Source organism: Rhodococcus globerulus, from assembly GCF_019334125.1.
Lineage (GTDB): Bacteria > Actinomycetota > Actinomycetes > Mycobacteriales > Mycobacteriaceae > Rhodococcus_F > Rhodococcus_F globerula.
Genome location: NZ_CP079698.1, coordinates 664466 through 689984, shown reverse-complemented (window position 1 = coordinate 689984; position 25519 = coordinate 664466). Strand labels below are relative to the sequence as shown.

The following is a 25519-nucleotide window of genomic DNA, read 5'->3' as shown; positions in this document are numbered from 1 at the left end:
TAGTTCGACGATATATCGCACAGATCGAAGGTGCAATGTCTCGAGCAGTATCAGCCCACCGTCGAGCGCAGTCCGTCTGCGAGTTTTTCCAGTGCGTCGATCTCGCGGATCCCTGGATCCATCTCGGCCCCGGACAATGTGACGTAGTTGCGGTTCCGCACGGCAGTCATCTGCGCGGTCACCGGATTCGATTCGAGAAAGGCGATTTTTGTTTCCAACGAATCACCGTCTACTCGCCGACGGTGAAGGTCACCGAGCACCAACACATCCGGGTCGCGGTCGGCTACCGCTTCCCAACTCACTTCCGGCCAGTCGTCGGACAGATCCGCAAATACGTTGACGGCGCCTGCCTCGTCGGCAAGAAGACCTGGGGCCGAACAACATCCGGCCATGTACGGAGCCTCCAGTCCGGAGAACCAGAAAGCGAGCGTTCTTCCCGAACCGGCAACACCGGCCGCCGCTTCCGATAGCCGCGACTGCAGTTCGGCAATCAACTCTGCGCCACGATCCTGCACGTCGAAGATCGCCGCCAGCTCACGAATCTCCCGGTACAGCGTGTCGATGGTCAGAGTCGCGGTACGCGAGACGTTCTCCCCCTCCACGACGGCATCGGTACAGACAGACGGCGACTGATACGTGGGAACTCCCAGTTCCGCGAATCGGGAGCGTTCCGCAACAACGGCTGAGGTGAAGGTGTGGGCGCTCGCCGACGTCACCAGATCGGGTTCGGTGTCGAGTACCACTTCGAGCGACGCGTCATTGTCGGCCAGTCTCGGCACCAGGTCGTTCTGGGCCGCGAGAGGAGCGAGAACAGGATCGAACCAGGTGGAGGTGCCTACCATCCGGTCGCCGAGACCGAGCGAGAGCAAAATCTCCGTCGCACTCTGGTACAGCGACACAGCTCGTTGCGGCGCCGAATCGAATGTCACTGACACACCACAATTTTCGAGTGTCAACGGGTAAGTTGTAGGGCCCGCTGCATCAGCAGCAACGGTAGTCGGGGTCGCGGCGTCCGGCGCAGTAGCGCTGGAGCACCCGGTCAGTAGTGCGGTGGTGCAGAGCAATCCGGTCGCGGCAGTGAGTGCGCGCGTCAGTGGTGCGGTGGGCACGGAAAGTCGTCCTTCGATCAGGGGCTCGGTCGCGGAGCCCGACATGTGGCAATCGCCATCCTCGATGTGGTGCCGGACGAGTATTCGGACTCGTGGGAAATCCCATCGCCGTTGCGCGTCAGTTCCGGATTCTCACCGGTATTCCCTCGTCAGACAGTGGTCAGTATAGGCAGCACACATCCGCAATCATGCAAAGCGCCAGGCCACCAAGAAATTTCTCAGCCGATTCGACGCGGGTCAATCTGAATACGCACAGGTCCGGAGGATTTTCGGGCGCTCCGGGCTGCGCGAGCATGAGCTAGAGCGTCAGCCAGTGCCCGGCCGTCCTTGCGCGGCACTCGAATCAGCAGACGCTCGGGAGCTACGCCCGCCTCGTCCTCACCGGAATACGGAAGCCTCTCCCCCGCAGGCAATTCCACAGGCCCGAGGAGAACCGCGCTCGCAGGCAGATCGGCAGAAGCGACCAGTTCAGTAATCGCGGCGCTACCACCGTCGATGGCCGCCAGATGGACGGCAGGCGGAAAGCCGACCTCGTCGCGTTCGTCGAACTGACTGCGGGCGTGCCCAACCGGATCCCACCGGACCAAAGCCTGAACTGTCGGGATTCCCGAATCCGCGACCACTACTACCTCGCCACCGTCGGACAGTGGAATCACCAAGGCGGCGGCAGACATCCAGCGCCGCAGAGTCTCTTCCTCGGCGCGAAGATCTGCGCGCCCGAGCAATGCCCACCCGTCGAGCAACAAAGCAGCACCATAGCCCCCGGTCATCACCGGTTCCGCGCCGACGGTCGAGACCACCAGCGCCGGGCCCTGGGCAACTTCCTTGACCACATCGCCGCCACCGGACAGCACAACCTTCACCCCGGGGAACGCGCGACCGAGTTCCTCAGCTGTTCGGCCCGCCCCGACCACAACGGCACGCAACGCCTTGGCTCCACACGCATGGCATCGGTAGGCCGCGTCGGCGACGCCGCACCAGCGGCACTCGGGAATTCCGGCACCGTCGGGACCTGCTGCAGATGGCAACGCCAACGGTCCGTTGCAACGGCGGCACCGCGCCGGCGCCCGGCACTTCCCGCACGCGAGTGTCGGAACGTACCCACGACGCGGCACCTGCACCAACACGCCACGGCCGTCGGCCAATGCTCGCCTGGCCGCGGCAAAAGCGATCGCCGGCAACCGTGCTGCCCTCGCACCGGGGTCGCGGGCCAACGCGTGATCACTATCCGCCAATGCGGTGATCTTGGGTGAGCAGTGCCTGACCACATCCCGAGCGGCGACCAAATCGTGGGCCCACCCCGAATCGACGAGCACCTGAGACTCCGCAGTTCGGGAGAAACCGCCGATCACCACGGCGCACCCGGCCACATGCGCCCGCAATACCGCGGACTCACGGGCGTGCGGGTAGGGCGAGCGGGGCTCGGACAGGTTGTCGTCGCCGTCGTCCCACACGACAACAAGGCCGGTGTCCGGCGTGGGGGCAAAAACGGAGCTTCGCGTGCCGACGACGATGCGGGCGCTTCCGCGAAGGGCCGCAAGCCACCGCCGATAGCGCATAGCCGGGCCAAGTCCCGCTGAAAGTCCTACTACCGCTTCAGGTCCGGATACTTTCTCGCAGGCGGCAAGAACTCGATCTAGATCACGCTGATCCGGAACGACGATGACCGCACTCTTGCCTGCCGCCGCTACCGAACCGGCGAGTTCCGCCAACCGCAGTGGCCAATCCTCACCGGGCAACGCCTGCCACACCGCTCGCGGAGCACGCAGTTCGCGGACAGCGGTGACAAACGCGTCGCCGTACTGATAGAGGTGCCAGCCTCGTTCGTCCAGTGTGGGCGCGGCGATGTCACCGCTGAGTTCCCACGGCTCGCCTTCCACCTTGGCGTGACGCGGCGGAACGGCTAGTCGAAGCACGTCGGCCCGGGTGCCTGCATAGCGTTCGGCAACGCGGTCGACCAGTTGCGCTATCTCGGCAGTGAGGACTCGCTCGGCCGAAATGACACGTTCGAGCCACCCGAATTTGCCCTGATGATCGCTGGTCGCCTCGCGGGAGACGATGAACCCGTCGACCAGACGACCAGCAAAGCGGATGCGCACCCGTACACCGGGTTGCGCATCCGCTTCGAGTTCACGGGGAACGAGGTAGTCGAACTCTCGGTCGAGGTGGGCGAGCGGGAGCATCGGGAGCACCCGGGCAACCGGATCAACCTCTGCCGCTACTCTTTCCGCGCCCACCCGCGCCCCGTCTGTACGTCAGTTATCAGAGACCTGCTGCGCTGCGCAGCTTGTCCGCACGATCCGTGCTCTCCCACGGGAGATCGATGTCGGTGCGTCCGAAGTGACCGTACGCCGCAGTCTGTGCGTAGATCGGACGAAGCAGATCGAGATCGCGGATGATCGCTCCGGGCCGCAAGTCGAATACCTCGGTGATGGCCTGCTGGATCCGAGCCGGGTCGGTCTTCTCGGTACCGAACGTCTCGACGAACAAGCCGACGGGAGCAGCCTTGCCGATCGCGTAGGCAACCTGAACTTCGATGCGATCGGCGAGGCCGGCCGCAACGGCGTTCTTGGCAACCCAGCGCATTGCGTATGCCGCACTGCGGTCGACCTTTGACGGGTCCTTGCCGGAGAATGCGCCGCCGCCGTGGCGAGCCATTCCGCCGTAGGTGTCGACAATGATCTTGCGTCCGGTCAGACCGGCGTCACCCATCGGGCCACCGAGCACGAACTTGCCCGTCGGGTTGACGAGCAGACGCACGTCGGAGGTGTCCAGATCAATGACATTGATGTCTGCCAGTACCGAGTTGAGCACCTTCTCGCGAAGGTCCGGGGTGAGCAGGTTGTCGAGGTCGATGTCTGCGGCGTGCTGGGTGGAGATGACGACGGTGTCGAGACGAACCGGCTTGTCACCGTCGTACTCGATGGTGACCTGAGTCTTGCCGTCCGGACGCAGGTACGGCAGGACGCCGCTCTTGCGAACCTCGGTCAGACGACGCGACAAGCGATGAGCCATCGCGATGGGAAGCGGCATCAGTTCCGGCGTATCAGTGGTGGCGTAGCCGAACATCAGGCCCTGATCGCCGGCGCCCTGACGGTCGATTTCGTCGTCGAGAGTTCCGTCGACCCGAGCTTCGTGCGAATGATCAACGCCCTGAGCAATTTCCGGGGACTGAGCACCGATCGCGACGTTGACACCGCACGAGTTGCCGTCGAAGCCCTTGGCAGAGCTGTCGTACCCGATCTCGAGAACTGTGTCGCGGACGATCTTGGGGATGTCGGCGTATGCCGTGGTCGTGACCTCACCGGCGACGTGAACCTGGCCAGTGGTGACGAGTGTCTCCACGGCGACGCGGGCACGCGGATCCTGCGCGAGGATCGCGTCGAGGATGGAGTCGCTGATCGCGTCACAGATCTTGTCCGGGTGCCCCTCGGTGACGGACTCGCTGGTGAATAGCCGACTGCCGGACTTGCTCACAGATCTCCCTCTCGACGCCTTGAGTTCATGACTACAGCTTATTGAAATAACACGACCACCGTGTGGTGGCCGTTTTGTCGCTTATTCAGGGTGTAGCTGCGCCGACGATATCCGTTGAACGCTCGGCGCAACACCCTTACGCTCACCCGAAACGGGTGAGAAGCCCCTCACCCCTCTACGGGAATAACGTAATGAGCGCATCCAGCACGCGGCTGGCCATCAACGCTTTCGAACCGTGTTCCAGTGCCGCCTCGGATCCGTCGGAGCCGAGAAGCCAACCGTCGTTGTGATCAACTTCGAATGCCTTGCCCTCGCCGACTGCGTTGACCACAAGGAGATCGCAGCCCTTACGAGCAAGTTTCGAACGGGCGTAACTCAGGACGTCACCGTGTGCGTCACCGGTCTCAGCCGCAAATCCGACGATGACGGTGTCCGCGGCAAGGTCACCGGCCCGACGCGATTCGACGAGGCCGGCAAGGATGTCCGCGTTGCGCGTCAGGGGGATCGAGTCGGGTTCGTTTGCACCCTTCTTGATCTTGCTTCCCTCCACCGTGGTGGGCCGGAAATCGGCGACGGCAGCGGCCATGATGATGCCGTCCTGCCCGGGGGCATGCTTCTCGACGGCCAATCGAAGATCTTCGGCGGTCTTGATGTGGACGACGTCGACAGCTGCTGGATCCGCTAGATCGGCCGTGTATCCGGCGATCAGCGTGACCTGTGCACCTCGCTGCGCGGCCAGGCGAGCCAGGGCGTACCCCTGCTTGCCCGAACTGCGGTTGCCGAGGAAACGAACCGGGTCGAGCGGTTCGCGGGTACCACCGGCGGTGACCAGAACTCGACGACCTTCGAGGTCACGAGGCAAAGCGTCGCTGCGCTCGAGGAGCAACGACGCGAGGCCCACGATCTCGTCGGGTTCGGGCAAGCGACCAGCACCGGTGTCCTTGCCGGTCAATCGTCCTGATGCCGGTTCGATCACGTGGACTCCGCGCGAACGCAGGGTCGCGACGTTGGACACCGTTGCGGGGTGTTCCCACATTTCGGTGTGCATCGCCGGAGCGAAGACGACGGGACAACGAGCGGTCAACAATGTTGCGGTCAACAGATCGTCAGCTCGGCCCATGACGGCACGTGCCATCAGATCGGCCGTAGCCGGCGCGATGACAACAAGGTCCGCTTCCTGCCCGAGTCGGACATGCGGCACCTGCGGTACATCGGCGAAGACACCGGTGTGCACCGGATTGCCGGAGAGCGCCTCGAAAGTTGCTCTGCCGACAAATTCCAGTGCGGACTCGGTGGGAATCACGCGAACGTGGTGACCACTCTCGGTGAAGCTGCGGATGATCGCGCACGCTTTGTACGCCGCGATACCCCCGCCGACACCGACAACGATGCGTTTACGCGCCGTACCGGAAGTTTCCGCTACTCCCCCGGTGCCCGAAACCGATTCGGGAGCGGCAGACGACGTGCTCACTCGCCTTCGGTGTGCTCGAGCAGATCAGCGTGGATTTCGCGCAGCGCGATGGAAAGCGGCTTTTCCTGCAGGCCCGGCTCGACGAGGGGGCCGACGTACTCGAGGATGCCGTCACCGAGCTGGTTGTAGTAATCGTTGATCTGGCGAGCACGCTTGGCCGAGTAGATGACCAGGGCGTACTTCGAGGAGGTGCGTTCGAGCAACTCGTCGATCGGCGGGTTGGTGATGCCGAGCGGAGTGTCGTAGGCAGGCAGAGCGCCCTGGCTTGCGGCGGACGCGGCTGAAGTGCTGCTCACTCTTGTGTCTCCTGAATTAGATCTTGAATGAAGGCCTACATGAATCGATTTTATGCACCTGGATGGATGAAAATCAGTTCCCAACCAACAAGGATACCAACTCATCGCAAGCACGGCTTACATCCTCGTTCACGATGACCGTGTCGAACTCGTCCTGGGCGGCCAATTCGACTCGCGCCGTCTCCAAGCGCCTCGCGACGACCTCGTCGGATTCGGTGCCTCGCCCGGTGAGTCGCTGGACGAGAACATCCCAACTCGGCGGAGCCATGAACACCAGGAGAGCTTCGGGTTTTGCCTTGCGTACCGCACGGGCTCCGGCCAGATCGACCTCGACCAGTACGGGTCGTCCTGCTTCGAGAGCTTCTTCGACGGGAGCCGCTGGTGTGCCCGATCGCTGCAGTCCGCCGTGAATGTCGGCCCATTCGAGGAGCTCACCGGAATCGATCATCCGCTGAAACTCGTCGCGAGTGGTGAAGCGGTAGTCCTTGCCGTCCACCTCACCCGGGCGAGGATCGCGGGTCGTTGCCGACACGCTGAACATCAACTCGGGCAACCGAGTCCTCAGTTCGCGGACCACACTCGACTTACCGACAGCCGAGGGGCCGGCTAGTACAACCAGCCGACCCCTCCGCACTGCAGTCTTGCTCTCTGACACAGCCTCAGCACTCATAAGAAACTGTTTTCGCAGCGCTCATCACTACTGTTGCGCCAGTTTTTCTCACGGTTCGACTCAGACCTCGAAGTCGAACTTGGTGAGCAGAGCCCGACGCTGACGATCACCGAGGCCGCGGATGCGACGGGTCGGAGCGATCTCCAGCTCGGTCATGATCTCCTGAGCCTTGACCTTGCCCACCTTCGGCAAAGCCTCGAGCAGTGCAGAAACCTTCATCTTGCCCAAGATTTCGTTGTCTTCGGCGTCCTTGAGGACCTCTTTAAGGTCGGTGCCGCCACGCTTCAGGCGCTCCTTGAGCTCAGCCCTGGCCTTGCGGGCAGCAGCTGCCTTCTCCAAAGCAGCAGCGCGCTGCTCATCAGTCAACTGGGGAAGGGCCACGGTTCCTCCGTCTCGTCGTGTGCAAATTTTGTCTATTCCACTGGATAACCAGCAGCGATAGCGACCGTACTCACGCCTGGCGCGAATTGCTAACCCACCCCCCGCGGTCCGGTGCAGATCACGGTGGGTTATGCGCTCTGAAACGTATCTCGAAATCGATGTGCACGACAGCGCTATCTCGACCGAAACAAAACAACATGGACGTTAATATGATTGCGAAAACTATTGTAACACAGGGCTTTTCGGTAAATCTACCGAATAGCACCCAAGGTTGCCCCAGGCGTCGGCCGCACCGCCACCAAACGTGCCCGGTGCCACAGTCAAATTTTTCGACGCAATTCGACGCGTTTGCGCGTGTCGCGAGCGAAACTCACGCAGAAAGCGAAGATTTCGGATCGCCGGCGCTCGCGTCGGCACCGGCATTTCGGTCCGCACCCGGTACGACCAACGCTACGAGGACAGCAAACGCAACCCAGAGTAAAGAATTCTCCAAGACAAAGCCGACAACCGGGACGTCGAGGTCTGCGCCGACGCGCGGCAACCGGAACAGCACCACTGCTGCAGTCAGTGCAGCGGCGGCCAACGACCAGGCGGGAATCGTGCTCCTCCCCCGCGGCGGCGTCAAGAGCACGCCAACGGCTGGCACCAGCCACACGAAATGATGGGTCCACGCGATAGGTGTCACTACAGCGGCAAGCAGCGCGACCACGGTAAACGCCGCCAGATCCCCGCGTAAGCGCTGTACACGCCGAGTCGCAAGAATCCCCAGCCCGGCAAGAACAACACACGCAGCCAGCCACACAGGCCCCACCATGGCGTCGGGAAGCACCCGCAGCGCCATTCCACGGAGCGACTGATTTCCGAAGACCGCCGGGTCTCCAACGGCGACGCGTCCCGACAGCGATGCGATGTCACCGAAGTAGTCGAGGCTCGCTCGTGGCAGTATCGCGAAACCTACGGCGGTTGCTCCCGCGAAACCCGCAGCGCCGCCCGCAAAGGCCTTCCACTTCCCGGTGATGACGTAGTAGCCGAGGTAGACGATGGGCACGAGTTTGACAGCTCCGGCTATGCCGACCAGGACGCCCTCGGGCAGCCACTTCGGCCGCGCGAGGACGTCGATCAGGCACAGGAACGTCAGAAACAGTCCAACCTGCCCGTACCCGAGGTGATCCGAAATCGGCGACGCAATCGTCCACAGAATCAGGAATCCCACGTACACCGACAGCGGTCGCTTACGTGTGAGCGGCACTCCCCGGTAGCTCAGTACGATGATCGCGGCCAGCATCAGAAGACTGATGAAACTCCACGTCCACTGCATGAAACCCCAGGTGCCGATCGCCACCGGGACGGCAACGACGGCGGCAAACGGTGGATACGTGAACGGCAATCGGGCGTTGAACGAGCCGTCGTAGAGGTTTGTGCCATCCAAGACGGCCTGCCCGGCCGTCCGGTACACCGCGAGGTCGTCGCCGTGTACACCGGTCAGAGCCTGAAACGCGGTGGCCAACAACCCACACACCACAACAAGCACCCCGACGCGCCACCAGCGACGCGTCCACAATCCGTCCAATCCACTCACCGCAGGACGGTACCACCGCGATCCGACACCACTGGATACGTCGTGATCGCTCACGGATCAGTTCGCCAACGCTGCTTCGATCTCGTCCCGATCACGCATGGCTGCCTCGCGGAGCGCCGAGATAGACGGTCCGTACTTGAGAACACCGCGCGACGAGTTCGGCAGGAGCAACTCCGTCGAACCGGCAAAGATCTCGGCCAGATCGGCGGCTGTCGCACCTTGAGCGCCGAGTCCCGGAGCCAGGATCGGACCGTTGAAGTCGGTCAGGTCCAAGCCGTGATCGCGAGTAGCGCCTACAACCAGTCCGACAGTGTCACGGCCGTCTGCGTTGGCGGCAACGGCGTCGTCGACAATCGACTGCGCCACCGACACACCGCCAGCAGAAGATTGCTGCAATCCGCCGCCCTCGGGGTTGGACGTGCGCGCGAGCACGAAGATTCCGCGCGCGTGCTCGCGGGCAAGGTCCAGGGCCGGAGCCAAGGCGCCGAACCCGAGGTACGGCGACACCGTCACCGAATCCGAGGTCAGCGGCGATTCACCGAGCCACGCCTGTGCATACGCATCCATGGTGGAACCGATGTCGCCGCGCTTGGCGTCAGCCACGACGAGCGTCCCGGCGTCGCGAAGAGCCGCGATCGTGCGTTCGAGCACGGCGAATCCTGCGCTGCCGTACGCCTCGAAAAAAGCAACCTGCGGCTTCACGAGTGCAACTTCACCGGTGAACGCTTCGACGCAGATGTCCGCGAACTTCGCCAAGCCGTCAGCGGAACGGGGCAAGCCCCACGCGTCGAGAAGAGCTGGATGCGGGTCGATGCCCACACACAGCCGCCCCCGGTCCGCAGTCGCGGACCGAAGGCGCTGACCCCAACTGAGGGTCACGACTGTGCGGACGGTTGACGCAGTCCGGCGTGCAGTTCCTGCAAGGAGTGAACGCCGATGTCGCCGCGCAGAACAGCTTCGATGCCCTGAACGGCAGCCGAAGCGCCCTGCACTGTCGTGATGCACGGAATGTTCGACGCCACAGCGGCACTGCGGATCTCGTAGCCGTCGACGCGTGGGCCGGAGTTGCCGTACGGGGTGTTGATGATCATGGCGACCTCACCGCTGCGGATCTGGTCGACGATGGTCACAGCACCCTCAGGCACCTCTTCACCGGACTGCTTGTACACGTTGGTGCACTCGATACCGTTGCGGCGCAAGACCTCTGCGGTGCCGTCTGTCGCGAGGATCGTGAAGCCCAGGTCCGCAAGACGCTTGACCGGGAAGATCAGCGAACGCTTGTCCTTGTTGGCAACCGAGACGAATACGGCGCCTTCGGTGGGCAGCGATCCGTAGGCAGCGGTCTGCGACTTGGCGAAGGCAGTGCCGAAGTCGAAGTCGATGCCCATGACCTCGCCGGTGGACTTCATTTCCGGGCTCAGCAGGGTGTCGACACCGGTTCCGTCGGCGCGGCGGAACCGGTTGAACGGCAGTACTGCTTCCTTGACCGCGATCGGTGCGCCGGCCGGGGTGTTTCCGCCGTCGCCCTCTGCAGGCAGGATTCCGCTGACCCGCAGTTCGGCGATGGATTCGCCGAGCATGACGCGAGCACAGGCCTTGGCCAACTGCACAGCCGTCGCCTTGGAGACGAACGGGACGGTGCGGCTGGCGCGCGGGTTCGCCTCGAGGACGTAGAGGATGTCGTCCTTGAGTGCGTACTGCACGTTGAGTAGGCCCTTGACGCCGATTCCCTTGGCCAGAGCCTCGGTGGAGCGGCGAACGTTCTCGAGGTCTGCACGGCCCAGCGTGATGGGCGGCAGCGCACATGCCGAGTCACCGGAGTGGATGCCGGCTTCCTCGATGTGCTCCATGACGCCCGCGAGGTACACCTCGGTGCCGTCGCAGAGAGCGTCGACGTCGATCTCGACCGCGTCTTCGAGGAAGCGGTCGACCAGCACGGGGCGGTCGTCGGAGATTTCCGTGGCCCGGGAGATGTAGTTGGCGAGTGAAGCCTCGTCGTACACGATCTCCATGCCGCGTCCACCGAGCACGTACGACGGACGCACCAGGACCGGGTAGCCGATGCCTGCCGCGATGTCGCGGGCGCCGTCGAACGTGGTGGCTGTACCGAACTTCGGTGCGGGCAGACCGGCTTCGGTCAGCACTCGACCGAACTCGCCGCGATCCTCGGCGAGGTCGATGGCTGCGGGGCTGGTTCCGACGATCGGAACGCCTGCAGCTTCGAGGCGCTTGGCCAACCCGAGCGGGGTCTGGCCACCGAGCTGGACGATGACGCCGGCAACGGTGCCCGACTGTGCTTCGGCGCGGTAGACCTCGAACACGTCCTCGAACGTGAGCGGCTCGAAGTACAGGCGATCAGCGGTGTCGTAGTCCGTCGAGACGGTCTCGGGGTTGCAGTTGACCATGACGGTCTCGTAGCCGGCCTCGGACAGAGTCTGCGCAGCGTGGACACACGAGTAGTCGAACTCGATGCCCTGACCGATGCGGTTGGGGCCTGATCCGAGGATCAGGACCTTGGGACGCTCGGTCTGCGGGGCGACCTCGGACTCGGCGTTGGGGTCGAGTTCGTACGTCGAGTAGTGGTACGGCGTCTTGGCTTCGAACTCTGCGGCGCACGTGTCGACGGTCTTGTAGACCGGGCGGACACCGAGCTCGTCACGCAGAGCGCGAACACCGTCCTCGCCGCCGAGTTCGGGGCGCAGGGCCGCGATCTGACGATCCGAAAGACCGTGATACTTGGCCTGACGCAACGCAATTTCATCGAAAGTTTCTGCAACGCGCAGCTTTTCGCCGAGTTCGTGGATCTGCTGGAACTGATCGAGGAACCACGGGTCGATCTTCGTGGCGTCGAAGAGCTGCTCGATGGTGGCGCCGAGGGCAAATGCCTTCTCGATGCCGTACATGCGGCCGTCCTGCGGAACGCTGATATCGGCAAGCAGAGCTTCGAGGCTCTCGGTTTCGACCTCGGGGCCCGTCCAGTAACCCGCACGCTTGGTCTCGAGCGAGCGCATGACCTTGCCGAATGCCTCGGTGAAGTTGCGGCCGATGCTCATTGCCTCACCCACCGACTTCATCGTGGTGGTCAGAGTTCCGTCGGCGCCGGGGAACTTCTCGAACGCAAAGCGAGGAGCCTTGACGACGACGTAGTCGAGCGTCGGCTCGAAGCAGGCCGGGGTTTCCTTGGTGATGTCGTTGACGATCTCGTCGAGCGTGTATCCGATGGCCAGCTTGGCGGCCATCTTCGCGATCGGGTACCCGGTCGCTTTCGATGCCAGTGCCGACGAACGGGAGACGCGCGGGTTCATCTCGATGACAACCAGGCGGCCGTCGGCCGGGTCCATCGCGAACTGGATGTTGCAGCCGCCGGTGTCGACGCCCACCTCACGCAGGATGTCGATGGAGAGGTCGCGCATTGCCTGGTACTCGCGGTCGGTCAGCGTCATCGCCGGGGCGACCGTGACGCTGTCGCCGGTGTGGACACCAACCGGGTCGACGTTCTCGATGGAGCAGACGATCACGACGTTGTCGCGACTGTCACGCATGAGTTCGAGTTCGTATTCCTTCCAACCGAGGATGGATTCCTCGATCAGGACGTTGGCGGTCGGCGATGCAGCCAGACCGCCGCCGGCGATCCGGTTGAGATCGTCGACGTTGTACGCCATACCGGAACCGAGGCCGCCCATGGTGAAGGAAGGGCGTACGACAACCGGGTAGCCGAGTTCGGCAACCGTGGCGTGTACTTCGTCCATCGTGTAGCAAACAGCCGACTTCGCGGATTCGCCGCCGACCTTGGCAACGATGTCCTTGAACTTCTGGCGATCCTCGCCGCGCTGGATGGCGTCGAAATCGGCACCGATCAGCTCGACGTCGTACTTCTCGAGGATGCCCTGCTCGTGCAGCGCCACAGCGGCGTTGAGAGCGGTCTGACCGCCGAGCGTCGCGAGGACGGCGTCGATCTTGTTGCCCTGCAACGCTTCCTTGGCGATGACCTTCTCGAGGAACTCGGCCGTGATCGGCTCGACGTAGGTAGCGTCGGCGAACTCGGGGTCCGTCATGATGGTGGCCGGGTTGGAGTTGACCAGGCTGACGCGCAGGCCCTCCTCCTGGAGGACGCGGCAAGCCTGGGTGCCCGAGTAGTCGAACTCGCAGGCCTGACCGATGACGATCGGACCGGAGCCGATTACCAGGATGTGCTTGAGATCTGTACGGCGTGGCATTAGTTCTTGACTCCGGTTTCTTTCCGTGCGGAGAGCAGGCTGGTGAAGCGGTCGAAGAGATACGCGGCGTCGTGCGGGCCGGCTGCGGCTTCCGGGTGGTACTGCACCGAGAAGGCCGAATCGTCGAGCAGGCGAACACCTTCGACGGCTCCGTCGTTGGCGCAGGTGTGGCTTACCACGGCGCGACCGAACGGGGTGTCGAATTCCTGGCCGGCTTCACCTTCGAGTGCGAAGCCGTGGTTCTGAGCGGTGATCGCGATGCGACCCGTCTGATGCTCGATCACCGGGATGTTGATGCCGCGGTGGCCGAACTTCATCTTGTACGTGCTCAGGCCGAGGGCGCGGCCCAGGATCTGGTTGCCGAAGCAGATACCGAACAGCGGCAAGCCCTGTCCGATGACCTCTTTCGTCAGGTGCACTGCGCCGTCGGCGGTGGCCGGGTCGCCCGGGCCGTTGGAGAGGAACACACCGTCGGCCTTGAGGTCGAGGATCTGCTCGAGGCTCGCGTTGGACGGCAGTACGTGGACGCGAATGCCGCGCTCGGCGAACATGCGCGGGGTGTTCGTCTTGATACCGAGGTCGATGGCGGCAACCGTGTACAGCGCCTCGCCGCCCTTCGGCTCGACGATGTAGCCGCTGGTGGTGCTGACCTCACCGGCAAGATCGGCGCCGAGCATGGTGGGCTGATCCTGGACCCGTCGGACCAACTCGTCGTCGGCGGCGATGGCCTCACCGGAGAAGATTCCGGCCTTCATCGAACCGCGAGTACGCAGGTGGCGAACCAGGGCGCGCGTGTCGATACCGGCGATGCCGACAATCGACTGCTCTTCGAGCTTGGCCTGCAGCGAACCCGTCGCGCGCCAGCTCGAGGTCACCCGGGAGGGGTCACGAACGACGTATCCGGCAACCCAGATCTTCGCGCCGGCGCTGTCCCCGGTCGGTCCGACGGACTCGTCGTCCTCGTCGTTCCAGCCGGTGTTGCCGATCTGCGGCGCAGTGGAGACCACGATCTGGCGGTGGTAGCTGGGATCGGTGAGCGTTTCCTGGTAGCCGGTCATGCCGGTGCTGAACACCGCTTCGCCCAGCGTCTGTCCAACCGCGCCGAAGGTGGTTCCGCGGAACACCCGTCCGTCTTCGAGGACCAGTACTGCGGGGCTGCTGTCAAAGCCGCTCATGCGTTCTTTCCGTTCTGCTCGATGTCGCCAGAGCTTGCGTCTTCATTGTTGTTCGTCTTGTTCGAAGCAGTAACCGGCTTGACCCAGTCCGGGTACACCATTTTGTCGTCGCCGCGCACGCCCGTGTCGATCTCGGTTCCGCTCGGCAACTCCCAGCGGATGACCAGGACCCCGTCCTTGCTCATGACCTTGCCTGCGAGACCGCTCTCGGTGCGGATCGCGCGGATCGACTTCTCGGGGATCCAGATAGCGGACGCCCCGTCACGCTCGACCAGGATGCCGTTGGAGTAGCGACTGATCTCGCAGGTCGCGCGGAATCCGAGATCTCCGACCGCAATGCGGTCCTGCCAGCTGGGCGCGATGGTGCTACCGACGTACAAGCCGGTGGTCGGCATGACCAGCAATTCACCCAACGTCGCCGGCACCGTGGGCAGCTCGCCGATCTTGTCTTTCTGTCGTCGGGCGCGGCCACGCCAGCCGATGAACATCAAACCGATCATCGCGGCCCAGAAGACCACCAGACCGACAATCCACAGAACTCTTTCCATCTCCATGACGCCTACTCCTTGCTGCTCAGCAGCCGCGGCGATCCGTCGTGTGCAGTAACGCGGCCACGTAACAGTGTGGTCGTGACCCGAGCAGGCAATGTCATCGACTCATACGGAGTGTTACTCGCGACACTCGCCAGTGCCTTGCCGTGCACGGTCCATTCTGCGGAGGGATCGATCAACGTCAGGTTGGCCGGCTCCCCTACCTCGATGGGGCGGCCCTGATCGTCGAGGCCGACAATCGCTGCGGGACGCTCACTCATGACGCGAGCAACGCCGCGCCAGTCGAGCAGTCCGGGCTCCACCATCGTTTGCACGATGATCGAGAGCGCCGTCTCGAGGCCGAGCATGCCGGGGCGCGCAGCGGCGAACTCGCAGCACTTGTCCTGCTCGGCGTGCGGAGCGTGATCGGTGGCCACGCAGTCGATGATGCCCTCGGCCAGGCCCTTGCGCAGGGCAGCAACATCGCTGGCCTCACGAAGTGGCGGGTTGACCTTGTTGATGGCGTCGTACGTCTCGAGACGCGAATCGTCGAGCAGCAGGTGGTGCGGGGTGACCTCGGCAGTGATCGAAATACCCTGTCCGCGAGCCCACTTGACGAGTTCGACGGTTCCCGCTGTCGACGCGTGGCAGATGTGGACCCGGGCGCCGGCATCACGGGCAAGGAGTGCGTCGCGGGCAACGATGGACTCTTCCGCGGCGCGTGGCCAGCCGGCCAATCCGAGGCGAGCGGCCGTCGGGCCCTCGTGTGCAACCGCGCCGACCGTCAAACGCGGCTCTTCGGCGTGCTGCGCGATGAGAACGCCCAGCGAGCTGGAGTATTCGAGCGCGCGGCGCATGATCAGCGGGTTGTCGACGCAATGACCGTCGTCGGAGAACATCTTGACCTTGCCGACACCGGCGGCCATGGTTGCCATCTCGGCGAGCTGCTTGCCTTCGAGGCCGACAGTGACAGCTCCGACGGGATGGACGTCGACGAGGCCGACTTCCTGGCCACGTCGCCACACGTGATCGGTGATGACCACGGAATCGGCGACAGGGCTGGTGTTCGCCATCGCGAAGACTGCGGTGTATCCACCCAGAGCAGCTGCCGCAGAACCTGTTTCGATGGTTTCCGTGTCTTCACGACCGGGTTCACGCAGATGCGTGTGCAGGTCGACAAATCCGGGAAGCAGGATCTGACCACTGCCGTCGATCACCTCGGATGCGGTGGCCGGATCCAGGTTCACGCCGATCTCGAGAATGACTCCGTCGCCGACACGGACGTCGACGGCTTCCCCTTCTCCGTAGATCAGTACGCCGCGGAGCAGGACACTCACCGGTGATTCTCCGTTCTGATTGCTTGTCACATCGCACCGTCCTCTGAACCGACCAGAAGCCGGAACAAGACAGCCATACGCATGTGCACACCATTGGTAACCTGCTGCAGCACAGCAGCTTTGGGGGAATCTGCGACGGCCGAGGCAATTTCCATGCCGCGCAGCATCGGGCCGGGGTGCAGGACCACCGCGTGATCGGCCAGCATTCCGAGACGCTTCTCGGACAGGCCGTAATTGATCGAGTACTCGCGCTGCGACGGGAAGAATCCGCCGTTCATGCGTTCGGCCTGGACCCGCAGCATCAGGACTGCATCGAGTCCGGGCAGTTCCGCGTCGAGTGAATGCGAGACGGTGACCGGCCACGTGTGTGCGCCGATCGGCAGCAGCGTCGGCGGGGCAACGAGGACAACCTCGGCGCCGAGCATCGACAGAAGCAACGCGTTGGAACGCGCGACACGACTGTGCAGGATGTCGCCGACAATGGCGATCCGCTTGCCCTCGATGTCGCCGAGACGTTGACGCAAGGTCAGAGCGTCGAGCAACGCCTGCGTGGGATGTTCGTGAGTGCCGTCGCCGGCGTTGATGACCGCGGGGCCACCGTCCGATGCGGTGCCGGTCCACTGGGCGATCTGATGAGCTGCGCCCGACGCGGGGTGACGAACGATCAGAGCGTCGGCGCCGGCAGCACGCAGTGTCATCGCGGTATCGCGCAGCGATTCACCCTTCGACACCGACGAGCTGGATGCACTGACGTTGATGACGTCGGCGCTCATCCACTTACCGGCCACCTCGAAGGACACCCGGGTGCGGGTGGAGTTCTCGAAGAACACCGTCATCACTGTGCGGCCACGAAGTGTCGGGAGCTTGTGAACTTCACGGCCCAGGAGTGCCTGCTCGAAGCGTTCGGCCTCGTCGAGAAGTTCAATCGCGGACTCTCGGTTGAGGTCTGCGATGGAGAGAAGGTGCTTCACGCGCTCTTACCTCCGGAAATGACCACAGCGTCCCGGCCGTCGTGTTCCTGAAGGAGTACCTTGACGTCCTCGGACCTCGCGGTGGGAACGTTCTTGCCGACGTAATCGGCGCGCAGCGGGAGTTCGCGGTGGCCGCGGTCGACCAGGACCGCAAGCTGCACCGCACGCGGGCGTCCCAGGTCACGAAGAGCGTCCAAGGCGGAGCGGACGGTACGGCCGGAGAACAGGACGTCGTCGACGAGTACGACCAACGCGTTGTCGACGCCACCTTCGGGAACGGAGGTCCGTTCGAGGGGGCGGTGCGGCTTGGTGCGGAGATCGTCACGGTAGAGCGTGATGTCGAGAGATCCGATGGGTGTACGCACACCGGAGAATTCTTCGATCTTGTCGCGGAGACGTGTCGCGATGGTGGTGCCCCTGGTGGGAATACCGATGAGGACTACGCGGGGCGCAGTACCTTCTGGTCCGTCGAGTGCCGTTTTCTCGATGATCTCGTGCGCGATTCGCGCGACGGTCCGGCCCACATCCTGGGCGGACAGCAATTCGCGGGTCTCGGCGTCACTGGCCTGCGTTGTATCTGGACCTGCAAGATCGGATGGGCGAGACCCTTCGGGCACGCTCATACAGCGACCTCCTTCTCCGCCTCACTGGACGGATCGTTAAAGGATGTCTGACGGTTCCCCACCCTATCAGCCGACAGACCTGAAACCCGCCGCGCGAGCCGTCGTCATGACGGGTTGTGTGCAGACACACAACCTAAGCTCGCACGGCGGGCGGTAGTACTGAAATACGCGGAACGGTAGAGCTACTCGGTACCCGAATCGGTGTCCTGCGCGCGCTGCGAAGTCGCCGCAGCGGCCGAACGAACCTGCGGAGCTACGAGGACAACCTGGCCGAGGATTCCGTTGACGAATCCGGGCGAGTCGTCCGTCGACAACTGCTTTGCCAATTCGACGGCCTCGTCCACGGCAACAACCGGCGGGACGTCCGTCGCGTGGAAGAGCTCCCACACGGCAATACGCAGAATCGCGCGGTCGACTGCGGGCAGACGCTCGAGCGTCCAGTCCTGCAGGTGCGACGAGATGACCTGATCGATCCGGTCGAGGTTCTCCGCAACTCCGGACACCAAGGTGACCGTGTACGGGGCAACGGGAGCTACTGCGTCGTCCTTGACGGACAGATCGGAACGCTCCGACGCCAGTTCTACCGGGTCGAGGTCACGTGCCTCGGCTTCGAAAAGGAAGTCGACAGCACGCTTGCGCGCCTTGTGGCGCGCACCGAGTTTCTTATGAGTGCCGGACACTTTAGGAATTCACACGCCCGAGGTAGTTACCGTCACGCGAATCGACCTTGAGCTTGTCACCGGTGTTGATGAACAGCGGCACGTTGATCTCGGCACCGGTCTCGAGGGTGGCCGGCTTGGTGCCACCGGTGGAGCGGTCGCCCTGCAGGCCCGGATCGGTGTGCTGAACGACAAGCTCGACCGTGACCGGGAGCTCGACGAAAAGCGGGACGTCCTCGTGAGTCGCAACCTGAACGGCCATGTTCTCGAGAAGGAAACGCGACTGCTCGCCGACGACAGTTTCGCTGATCGGAATCTGGTCGTAGGTGTCGCCGTCCATGAAGATGTAGTCGCTACCGTCGTGGTACAGGTAGGTCATGTCGCGGCGGTCGACCGTGGCGGTCTCGACCTTCACACCGGCGTTGAACGTCTTGTCCACTACCTTGCCCGAGAGCACGTTCTTGAGCTTGGTACGCACGAAGGCAGGGCCCTTGCCGGGCTTGACATGCTGGAACTCGATAATCGTCCACAGCTGGCCTTCGATCTGCAGAACCAGACCGTTCTTGAAATCACTGGTGGAAGCCACTTGCTTCGCGTCTCCTAGGGGGTCGGGAAACCGTCTCAGATGACGGTAAGGTCTTTTGCGGTCAGTGTGAGCAGCTCTGGCCCCTGCTCACGAACAACGAGCGTGTCCTCGATCCGTACGCCTCCGCGCCCGGAGAAGTACACGCCCGGCTCGACGGTCACCGCCGCGCCGGAAAGAAGTGTACCGGTGCCGAGCTTCCCGATTCCGGGAGCTTCGTGGATTTCCAGCCCCACACCGTGTCCGAGGCCGTGCAGGAACAACTCGCCGTACCCTGCGTCGTCGATCACCGAGCGTGCCGCAGCGTCGACGGCGGCACATTCTGCACCGGGAACCAGGGCCGCGCGGCCGGCTGCTTGGGACTTGGCAACCAGTTCGTAGACGTCCCGTTGCCAATCGGAAACAGTCTCCAGTACGTAGGTGCGAGTCATATCGGAGTGGTACCCGCCGACCTGGGCGCCGAAGTCCAATTTCACGAAGTCGCCCGACGCCAATACCGCACCGGTGGGTCGGTGATGCGGAATCGCGGAGTTCGATCCGGCTGCCACGATCGTCTCGAAGGAGATTCCGTCGGCGCCGTTCTCGAACATGAGGTTTTCCAGTTCGCGGCCCACCTCGCGTTCGGTGCGACCCGGCCGGAGTCCCCCGCGAGTGATCAACTGCGCCAACGCATCATCGGCTGCCGCACACGCGGCACGCAATAATCCGATCTCGTGCTCGTCCTTGACGATCCGTAGTTTCTCGACAAGCCCGCTCACCGGTTCGAACCGGACGGACGGCGCCGACTCCGTCCAGGATCGGTGCTCGGCAAACGTCGCGACGTGCGCCTCGAAAGCCAGGACGTCGCCCGAGAAGGTTCCGATCAGATGCGCTGCGCTCGAACGATCGATTTCGGCCCGTAGATCCGGCACCTGCTCGGCAACTTGCGTGACGTAACGACCGTCCGTGCAGATTACTGTCGCATCCTCGTCGCCATCAGCATCTCGAGCGCTCACCACCAGCGCGGCGTTCGATCCGGTGAACCCCGTGAGGTAGCGGATGTTCAGAAGGTCTGTGACGAGAATCGCGTCGAGTTCGCGCTCAACCAGAAGCGTACGGAGGGCATCGCGGCGGGACCGATGATCAACTGACATGACTCGAACCTACCCGCTCGTCGCGGTCTCCCTCTCAATCCGAAACGCGCGGTTACAGCAATAATTGTGGGTTAGGCCACAAGTGGAATCTGTTCTAGTTAGGCTGTAGGTATGAACGCGTGGTTAGTACGTGGCCTCGGCATGGCCCTGATACATGTTGTGTTTCGCGCATTGCTCGGTATGGCGATCGCTCAGTGGCCACTCCAGGGCTCCACCCTGCGATGGCTCTCCCTGTTCATCGTCATCGCACTTGCTGCGATCTGGGGCGGAATCGACGGGATCCGTGATCGTCGCCAGTTCCCCGAGCCGGACGACGGTGCAGACCTCCTGATGCTGTGGCTCAAAGCCGCCGTTGTCGGTGGCTTCGTCGCCGGCGCAGCCAGCTGGCTCCTGAGCCTCGTCCCGGCCCTCGAACTGACCCAACAGGGTCTGTTCTTCGAAATCACCGCCGGTGCGGCCTTCACGATTCTGCTCATCTTCGTTCCCGCGATGGTCGCCGTTACCGTCGGCCGGTTCTTCACGAGCCGTGAGCAGCGCAAGCACGGCACGGCCCCGCAAACTCCGTCGCATGAGCGCCACCATGAACCTGTCCCCGTCAGCGAGGGCTACGACTCCCCCACAACCCAGCACGCGTACAGCGGCGCTGCCATGACGGTCGAGGAATCCGACGCCGACACAACCGTCTTTCCCGCCATCGACCTGGGCAAGCGCGAACAGTAGCGTCCACGACTGAGGGCTCCGAGGAAATCATCCTCGGAGCCCTCAGTCGTGTGTGGGTTTCTTGTGTCTACGTACTTCAACCGCGCTCGGCGAGGAACCTGATCGCCAGTGGGTATCCGGCAACACCCAACCCGACGATCACGCCGGCCGCGATAGGACTGAGGAGAGAATTGTGCCGAAACTCCTCGCGCGCATGAACATTCGAGATGTGAACCTCGACCAGACCGGCGGTGAGCTCGACGCACGCATCACGCAATACGACAGAGGTATGAGTCAATCCGCCGGCGTTGAGAATTACCGGTTCGCCGGCATCCGCCGCGTCGTGAATCCAGCCGAGCAGGTCGCCTTCGTGATCGCTCTGACGAACAACCACCTCGACGCCCAATTCCTTACCAGTCGCGACACACAGTTCGACCAGATCGTCGTGCGTGGTCGCGCCGTACACCTCCGGCTGACGCTTACCGAGGCGGCCGAGATTCGGTCCGTTGACGACGTTGATTTTCACAGGCGAACCGTTCCGCCGGATGCCCTGGGCGGGCGGGCAATAGCCGAGTACGCCGCAACCAGCAGCGACGGATCCGGGCCTTCGAGCCTGCCGGGCTTGGCCAAGCCGTCGAGAACAACGAACCGAAGCAGTCCGGCGCGGTTCTTCTTGTCTGTCTGCATTCCGGCGAGCAACTGAGAAAAGGCATCGTCGTCGTACGACGTCGGGAGGCCCACCAATTCGAGGATCGACTTGTGCCGATCGGCTGTCGCGTCGTCGAGGCGCCCGGCCAGGCGACCCAATTCGGCAGCGAACACCAGGCCTACCGACACAGCGGCGCCGTGACGCCACTTGTACTGCTCACGGCGCTCGATCGCGTGCGCCAGCGTGTGTCCGTAGTTGAGGATTTCGCGCAGATCCGACTCGCGAAGATCGGCTGCGACAACCTTCGCCTTGACCTCGACGGAACGTCGAATCAGTTCGGGCAGAACAGTTCCCGACGGATCCAACGCAGCCTTCGGGTCTGCCTCGATCAGGTCCAGGATGACAGGGTCGGAAATGAAGCCCGTCTTGATGACCTCTGCCAAACCGGCGACGATCTCGTTATGCGGCACCGTCTCGAGAGTCGCGAGATCGATGAACACCGCGCCCGGTTCGTGGAACGCACCGACGAGGTTCTTGCCGGCTTCGGTGTTGATGCCCGTCTTGCCGCCCACTGCCGCGTCGACCATCGCCAGCAATGTGGTCGGAACGTGCACAACCTTGACGCCGCGCATCCATGTTGCTGCCACAAAACCGGTGAGGTCTGTCGCGGCGCCGCCGCCGAGGCTCATGATCGCGTCGCTGCGGGTCAGGCCGATACGTCCCAACACGTCCCAGCAGAAGCCGGCCACAGCCAGATCCTTGCCGTCCTCGGCGTCCGGGATCTCGATGCGATGCGCGTCGATTCCCTTCTCCGCCAATGCGCCGCGCACGGCCTCAGCGGTTTCCGCGAGCGGTGGCTGATGGAAAATCGCGACGGTCCGCGTGCCCTCCAACTCGGCGACGATGTCGCCGAGCAGACCGCGCCCGATCACAACCGGGTAAGGACTTGCGGTCTTCACCTCTACAACTACGGGTTCGGTCACTGCTCCACTGCTCCGCTCCGGTTGATCATTTGTCTTCAAGTTTGGATACCAACTGCGCGACGACGCGCGACGGACTCCGACCGTCTGTGCGTATCCGGATGGTGGCGGCACGCCGGTACAACGGACGCCGACGCCGCATCAATTCCTGATATTTCACCTTGGGATCGCCGCCCGCCAGAAGCGGTCGGTGATTGTTGGCACCTGTCCGGCGCAGCCCTTCGGCAACACTGATCTCGAGATAGATCACGGTGTGACCGTCGAGCAATGCGCGCGTGCGCTCCGACAAGATCGCACCGCCACCGAGCGAGACAATGCCGTCCGTGCTGGCCAACGCTTCCCGAACCACATCTTCTTCGATCTCACGAAAGCGTGGCTCGCCGTCGTGCGTGAAGATGTCGGGAATCGTCCGTCCGGTCGTCTTTTCGATCTCGGCGTCAGTGTCAACCAGGTCGAGTTCCAACGCCTGCGCGATACGACGGCCGATGGTCGACTTACCAGCGCCGGGTGGCCCGATAAGTACAGCTTTCGGTTTCATCGTGGCAGGACCTTCCGCTCGGACGCTCTCAGCGAGGCGGTCGGGCTGCGATACCGTCGGCGTAGCGCCGGTAGTTCGCCGTGGTCTCGGCAATGGAATCACCGCCGAACTTTTCGAGTGCGGCTTGAGCGACAACAAGCGCAACCATGGATTCCGCAACAACACCGGCAGCCGGAACCGCGCAGACGTCACTGCGCTGATGGATGGCAACTGCCTCTTCACCGCTTTCCATGTCGACCGTCGCCAATGCGCGCGGCACCGTTGAGATCGGCTTCATCGCGGCGCGAACCCGCAGTGCCTCGCCGTTGGTCATGCCGCCTTCGATACCGCCTGCGCGGTTGGTGGAACGGACAATGCCGTCCGGGCCGGGGCGGATCTCGTCGTGAGCTTCGCTGCCGCGGCGACGCGCGGTCTCGAAACCGTCGCCAACCTCGACTCCCTTGATGGCCTGAATTCCCATGAGGGCAGCAGCAAGTCGCGCGTCGAGACGCTCGGCGCCGCTGACAAACGTTCCGATACCGACAGGCAGGCCGTGAATGACAACCTCGACGACGCCACCGAGGGTGTCGCCATCCTTCTTAGCCGCTTCGATTTCGGCGATCATCGACTCTTCGGCGGCCTTGTCGAAAGCGCGGACCGGGCTCGCGTCGATCGCGTCCAGATCCTTGCCCTCGGGAACCGGTCCGACATAGGGCTCGGATGCACCGATGGAGATGACGTGCGAGACAACCTCGACGCCGAACACCTGACGCAGGAAAGAGCGAGCCACGGTTCCGGCAGCAACACGGGCAGCGGTCTCACGAGCACTCGCACGCTCGAGAATGGGACGGGCGTCATTGAAGCCGTACTTGAGCATGCCGCTGTAATCGGCGTGGCCGGGACGCGGACGCGTCAACGGTGCATTACGGGCCTGATCGGCGAGCAGATCCGGATCGACCGGGTCGGCGGACATGATGGTTTCCCACTTCGGCCACTCGGTGTTGCCGATTTCGATGGCAACGGGGCCACCGAGCGTAAAGCCGTGGCGGACACCACCGATGATGGTGACCTTGTCAGCCTCGAACTTCATCCGCGCGCCACGGCCATAGCCGAGTCGACGACGGGCAAGTTCGGACGAGATGGCCTCAGAGGTCACTTCGACCCCCGCAACCATGCCCTCGAGCATCGCGACGAGGGCGGGACCATGGGATTCTCCAGCAGTTATCCAACGCAGCACGACGACTATCTTTCCACGTCGCGGACTGTGGTTGTGACAGTGGTCCTTCGACCTCTGCCCGATTGCTCGATGTCACACCACAAGGGGCGTTGAGTGTGTGACGTCCTCCAAGTCTCCTCGAACGCAGTTGAAGGGTTGAAGGCCCCTCCGACGGGTCGCCACGAAGATCGGGTGCCAGCCCCATCCACCACGACACCTCGAACGTAAACGTAAAGGCACGGTCCCGGAACGTCCCCGCGGGGACGTGGCTCTCGCTTACTGCACCGAAGCAGTTTCCCCAACAGCTGGATCCGAGCCCAACTCGACGATGACCTCGTCGTCGAAGAACACGAGTTCTTGGACAAGCTCCGCGACCAACTCAGCACAGCCGACAATTAGGTCAGTAGTTGTCCTAGCTGCCTCGTAACGTGGTTTCCAGTAGCGACCAGGGCGCCCTCTACAGAAAAGAGCAGAAAATGGCCTCTGTGCAGAAAGAGATCGTTATCGATGCGGACCCTGCGGACGTGTGGGGCGTTATCAGCGACTTCGCTGACGGGCCCGTTCGGATGGCGCCGGGATTCGTGATCAACAGCAAACTCGAAGAGCCCGAAATCAGAATCGCCACTTTCTCGGACGGAACCGTCGCGCGTGAACGGCTCGTCGCTCTCGACGACCCATCGCGCCGACTCGCCTACTCCGTCATCGGTGGCACCATGGCGCCGACACACGACAACGCGTCGATGCAAGTCTTCCCCCACAGCGACGGGCGCAGCCGATTCGTGTGGATCCACGACGTACAACCGGATGACCTCGCCACTGCGATGGGCGCCGCAATGGAACACGGCCTGGGCATCTTCAAACAGACAATGGAGGCCATCCGATAAGCCTCGAGTTCTCTTGTCCCACATCGAAGCACCTCACATCCCGATATCAACAGAAAGCGACATGTCGGACACGATCCGCCGATAGGCTCGGCTCGACAACTGGACAAACTACGAGAGGCACTCCATGGGATCTCTGAACGAATGGCTACTCAACAGCGATAGCGCATTCTCGGGAATTGTCGGCGGCATCCTCCTGACGATCGCGATGCTCTCGGGCGGCTCGGACATGTAGTCCACCACCGCGCCCCTGGGAAATCCGAGGGCGCGGTGACCGGTATTGAATGATCCCGTCATCCAAGACCGGGTTCAGGGACCCGCACGACGGTTCGAGGCTGAAACAGGCCGAAAAAGCATGACCAGAGC

24 protein-coding genes are annotated in these 25519 nt (G+C 63.2%); 2 read left to right on the top strand and 22 right to left on the bottom strand.

The features are described 5' to 3' along the window. Nucleotides 1-50 precede the first annotated feature (50 nt). The 18 genes from KYT97_RS03185 to KYT97_RS03100 all read right to left on the bottom strand — a co-directional run bounded on the left by KYT97_RS03185 (nucleotide 51) and on the right by KYT97_RS03100 (nucleotide 20211). A complete protein-coding gene (locus KYT97_RS03185; protein ID WP_080711636.1) occupies nucleotides 51-1154 on the bottom strand; it encodes an ABC transporter substrate-binding protein in 1104 nt (367 codons plus the stop codon). 173 nt (nucleotides 1155-1327) lie between these two features. Further along, on the bottom strand, nucleotides 1328-3346 hold the full coding sequence (locus KYT97_RS03180; protein ID WP_174557357.1) for a primosomal protein N': 2019 nt from the start codon (nucleotides 3344-3346) through the stop codon (nucleotides 1328-1330). 25 nt (nucleotides 3347-3371) lie between these two features. Beyond that, a complete protein-coding gene (gene metK, locus KYT97_RS03175) occupies nucleotides 3372-4586 on the bottom strand; it encodes a methionine adenosyltransferase (RefSeq protein WP_033232149.1) in 1215 nt (404 codons plus the stop codon). Nucleotides 4587-4761: 175 nt separating this feature from the next. Continuing rightward, on the bottom strand, nucleotides 4762-6057 hold the full coding sequence (gene coaBC / locus KYT97_RS03170) for a bifunctional phosphopantothenoylcysteine decarboxylase/phosphopantothenate--cysteine ligase CoaBC (RefSeq protein ID WP_033232150.1): 1296 nt from the start codon (nucleotides 6055-6057) through the stop codon (nucleotides 4762-4764). Continuing rightward, on the bottom strand, nucleotides 6054-6353 hold the full coding sequence (gene rpoZ / locus KYT97_RS03165; RefSeq protein ID WP_033232151.1) for a DNA-directed RNA polymerase subunit omega: 300 nt from the start codon (nucleotides 6351-6353) through the stop codon (nucleotides 6054-6056). The genes coaBC and rpoZ overlap by 4 nt, the downstream gene beginning before the upstream one ends. 73 nt (nucleotides 6354-6426) lie before the next feature. Next, nucleotides 6427-7023 (bottom strand): guanylate kinase, encoded by a 597-nt coding sequence (gene gmk / locus KYT97_RS03160; RefSeq protein WP_033232152.1) that lies wholly within the window; start codon nucleotides 7021-7023, stop codon nucleotides 6427-6429. A gap of 60 nt (nucleotides 7024-7083) precedes the next feature. Continuing rightward, the gene (gene mihF / locus KYT97_RS03155; protein ID WP_033232153.1) at nucleotides 7084-7404 is read right to left on the bottom strand and encodes an integration host factor, actinobacterial type; all 321 of its coding nucleotides are present in this window, start codon (nucleotides 7402-7404) and stop codon (nucleotides 7084-7086) included. 370 nt (nucleotides 7405-7774) lie between these two features. Further along, nucleotides 7775-8983 (bottom strand): glycosyltransferase 87 family protein, encoded by a 1209-nt coding sequence (locus tag KYT97_RS03150; RefSeq protein WP_230590039.1) that lies wholly within the window; start codon nucleotides 8981-8983, stop codon nucleotides 7775-7777. 57 nt (nucleotides 8984-9040) lie between these two features. Beyond that, a complete protein-coding gene (gene pyrF / locus KYT97_RS03145) occupies nucleotides 9041-9862 on the bottom strand; it encodes an orotidine-5'-phosphate decarboxylase (protein WP_072782525.1) in 822 nt (273 codons plus the stop codon). Next, the gene (gene carB / locus KYT97_RS03140; protein ID WP_033232156.1) at nucleotides 9859-13200 is read right to left on the bottom strand and encodes a carbamoyl-phosphate synthase large subunit; all 3342 of its coding nucleotides are present in this window, start codon (nucleotides 13198-13200) and stop codon (nucleotides 9859-9861) included. The genes pyrF and carB overlap by 4 nt, the downstream gene beginning before the upstream one ends. Then, the gene (gene carA / locus KYT97_RS03135) at nucleotides 13200-14375 is read right to left on the bottom strand and encodes a glutamine-hydrolyzing carbamoyl-phosphate synthase small subunit (protein WP_033232157.1); all 1176 of its coding nucleotides are present in this window, start codon (nucleotides 14373-14375) and stop codon (nucleotides 13200-13202) included. Before carA ends, carB begins: the two co-directional genes overlap by 1 nt. Next, entirely contained in the window at nucleotides 14372-14923 is a 552-nt protein-coding gene (locus tag KYT97_RS03130; RefSeq protein WP_033232258.1) for a PH-like domain-containing protein, read from the bottom strand. The genes carA and KYT97_RS03130 overlap by 4 nt, the downstream gene beginning before the upstream one ends. 11 nt (nucleotides 14924-14934) lie before the next feature. After that, nucleotides 14935-16272: a dihydroorotase gene (locus KYT97_RS03125; RefSeq protein WP_033232158.1), complete on the bottom strand. Its 1338-nt coding sequence runs from the start codon at nucleotides 16270-16272 to the stop codon at nucleotides 14935-14937. Continuing rightward, the gene (locus tag KYT97_RS03120; protein ID WP_033232159.1) at nucleotides 16269-17213 is read right to left on the bottom strand and encodes an aspartate carbamoyltransferase catalytic subunit; all 945 of its coding nucleotides are present in this window, start codon (nucleotides 17211-17213) and stop codon (nucleotides 16269-16271) included. Before KYT97_RS03120 ends, KYT97_RS03125 begins: the two co-directional genes overlap by 4 nt. After that, complete coding sequence (gene pyrR / locus KYT97_RS03115) at nucleotides 17210-17836, bottom strand: bifunctional pyr operon transcriptional regulator/uracil phosphoribosyltransferase PyrR (protein ID WP_033232160.1); 627 nt, start codon at nucleotides 17834-17836, stop codon at nucleotides 17210-17212. Before pyrR ends, KYT97_RS03120 begins: the two co-directional genes overlap by 4 nt. 182 nt (nucleotides 17837-18018) lie before the next feature. Further along, nucleotides 18019-18516: a transcription antitermination factor NusB gene (gene nusB, locus KYT97_RS03110; protein WP_045067672.1), complete on the bottom strand. Its 498-nt coding sequence runs from the start codon at nucleotides 18514-18516 to the stop codon at nucleotides 18019-18021. 1 nt (nucleotide 18517) lies between these two features. Further along, nucleotides 18518-19081, bottom strand: coding sequence for an elongation factor P (gene efp / locus KYT97_RS03105; RefSeq protein WP_033232162.1), 564 nt, complete (start codon nucleotides 19079-19081; stop codon nucleotides 18518-18520). 35 nt (nucleotides 19082-19116) lie between these two features. Beyond that, a complete protein-coding gene (locus tag KYT97_RS03100; RefSeq protein WP_219111746.1) occupies nucleotides 19117-20211 on the bottom strand; it encodes a M24 family metallopeptidase in 1095 nt (364 codons plus the stop codon). A gap of 111 nt (nucleotides 20212-20322) precedes the next feature. On the opposite strand from KYT97_RS03100, the gene KYT97_RS03095 reads away from it, so the two are divergent. Beyond that, nucleotides 20323-20931 carry a B-4DMT family transporter gene (locus KYT97_RS03095; protein WP_033232164.1) on the top strand — a complete coding sequence of 203 codons (609 nt, stop codon included), beginning with the start codon at nucleotides 20323-20325 and terminating at the stop codon, nucleotides 20929-20931. A 76-nt stretch (nucleotides 20932-21007) separates the two neighbouring features. On the opposite strand, the gene aroQ is transcribed toward KYT97_RS03095, so the two are convergent. From aroQ to aroC, 4 genes are read right to left on the bottom strand one after another with little or no spacing between them, the layout of a single operon-like run. Next, on the bottom strand, nucleotides 21008-21436 hold the full coding sequence (gene aroQ, locus KYT97_RS03090) for a type II 3-dehydroquinate dehydratase (RefSeq protein WP_033232165.1): 429 nt from the start codon (nucleotides 21434-21436) through the stop codon (nucleotides 21008-21010). After that, nucleotides 21433-22542 carry a 3-dehydroquinate synthase gene (aroB, locus tag KYT97_RS03085; protein WP_033232166.1) on the bottom strand — a complete coding sequence of 370 codons (1110 nt, stop codon included), beginning with the start codon at nucleotides 22540-22542 and terminating at the stop codon, nucleotides 21433-21435. The genes aroQ and aroB overlap by 4 nt, the downstream gene beginning before the upstream one ends. Before the next feature lie 25 nt (nucleotides 22543-22567). Then, nucleotides 22568-23077 (bottom strand): shikimate kinase, encoded by a 510-nt coding sequence (locus tag KYT97_RS03080; protein ID WP_033232167.1) that lies wholly within the window; start codon nucleotides 23075-23077, stop codon nucleotides 22568-22570. A 28-nt stretch (nucleotides 23078-23105) separates the two neighbouring features. Further along, nucleotides 23106-24293: a chorismate synthase gene (gene aroC / locus KYT97_RS03075; protein WP_033232168.1), complete on the bottom strand. Its 1188-nt coding sequence runs from the start codon at nucleotides 24291-24293 to the stop codon at nucleotides 23106-23108. A 455-nt stretch (nucleotides 24294-24748) separates the two neighbouring features. On the opposite strand from aroC, the gene KYT97_RS03070 reads away from it, so the two are divergent. Then, nucleotides 24749-25156, top strand: coding sequence for an SRPBCC family protein (locus tag KYT97_RS03070; RefSeq protein ID WP_033232169.1), 408 nt, complete (start codon nucleotides 24749-24751; stop codon nucleotides 25154-25156). Nucleotides 25157-25519 lie beyond the last annotated feature (363 nt).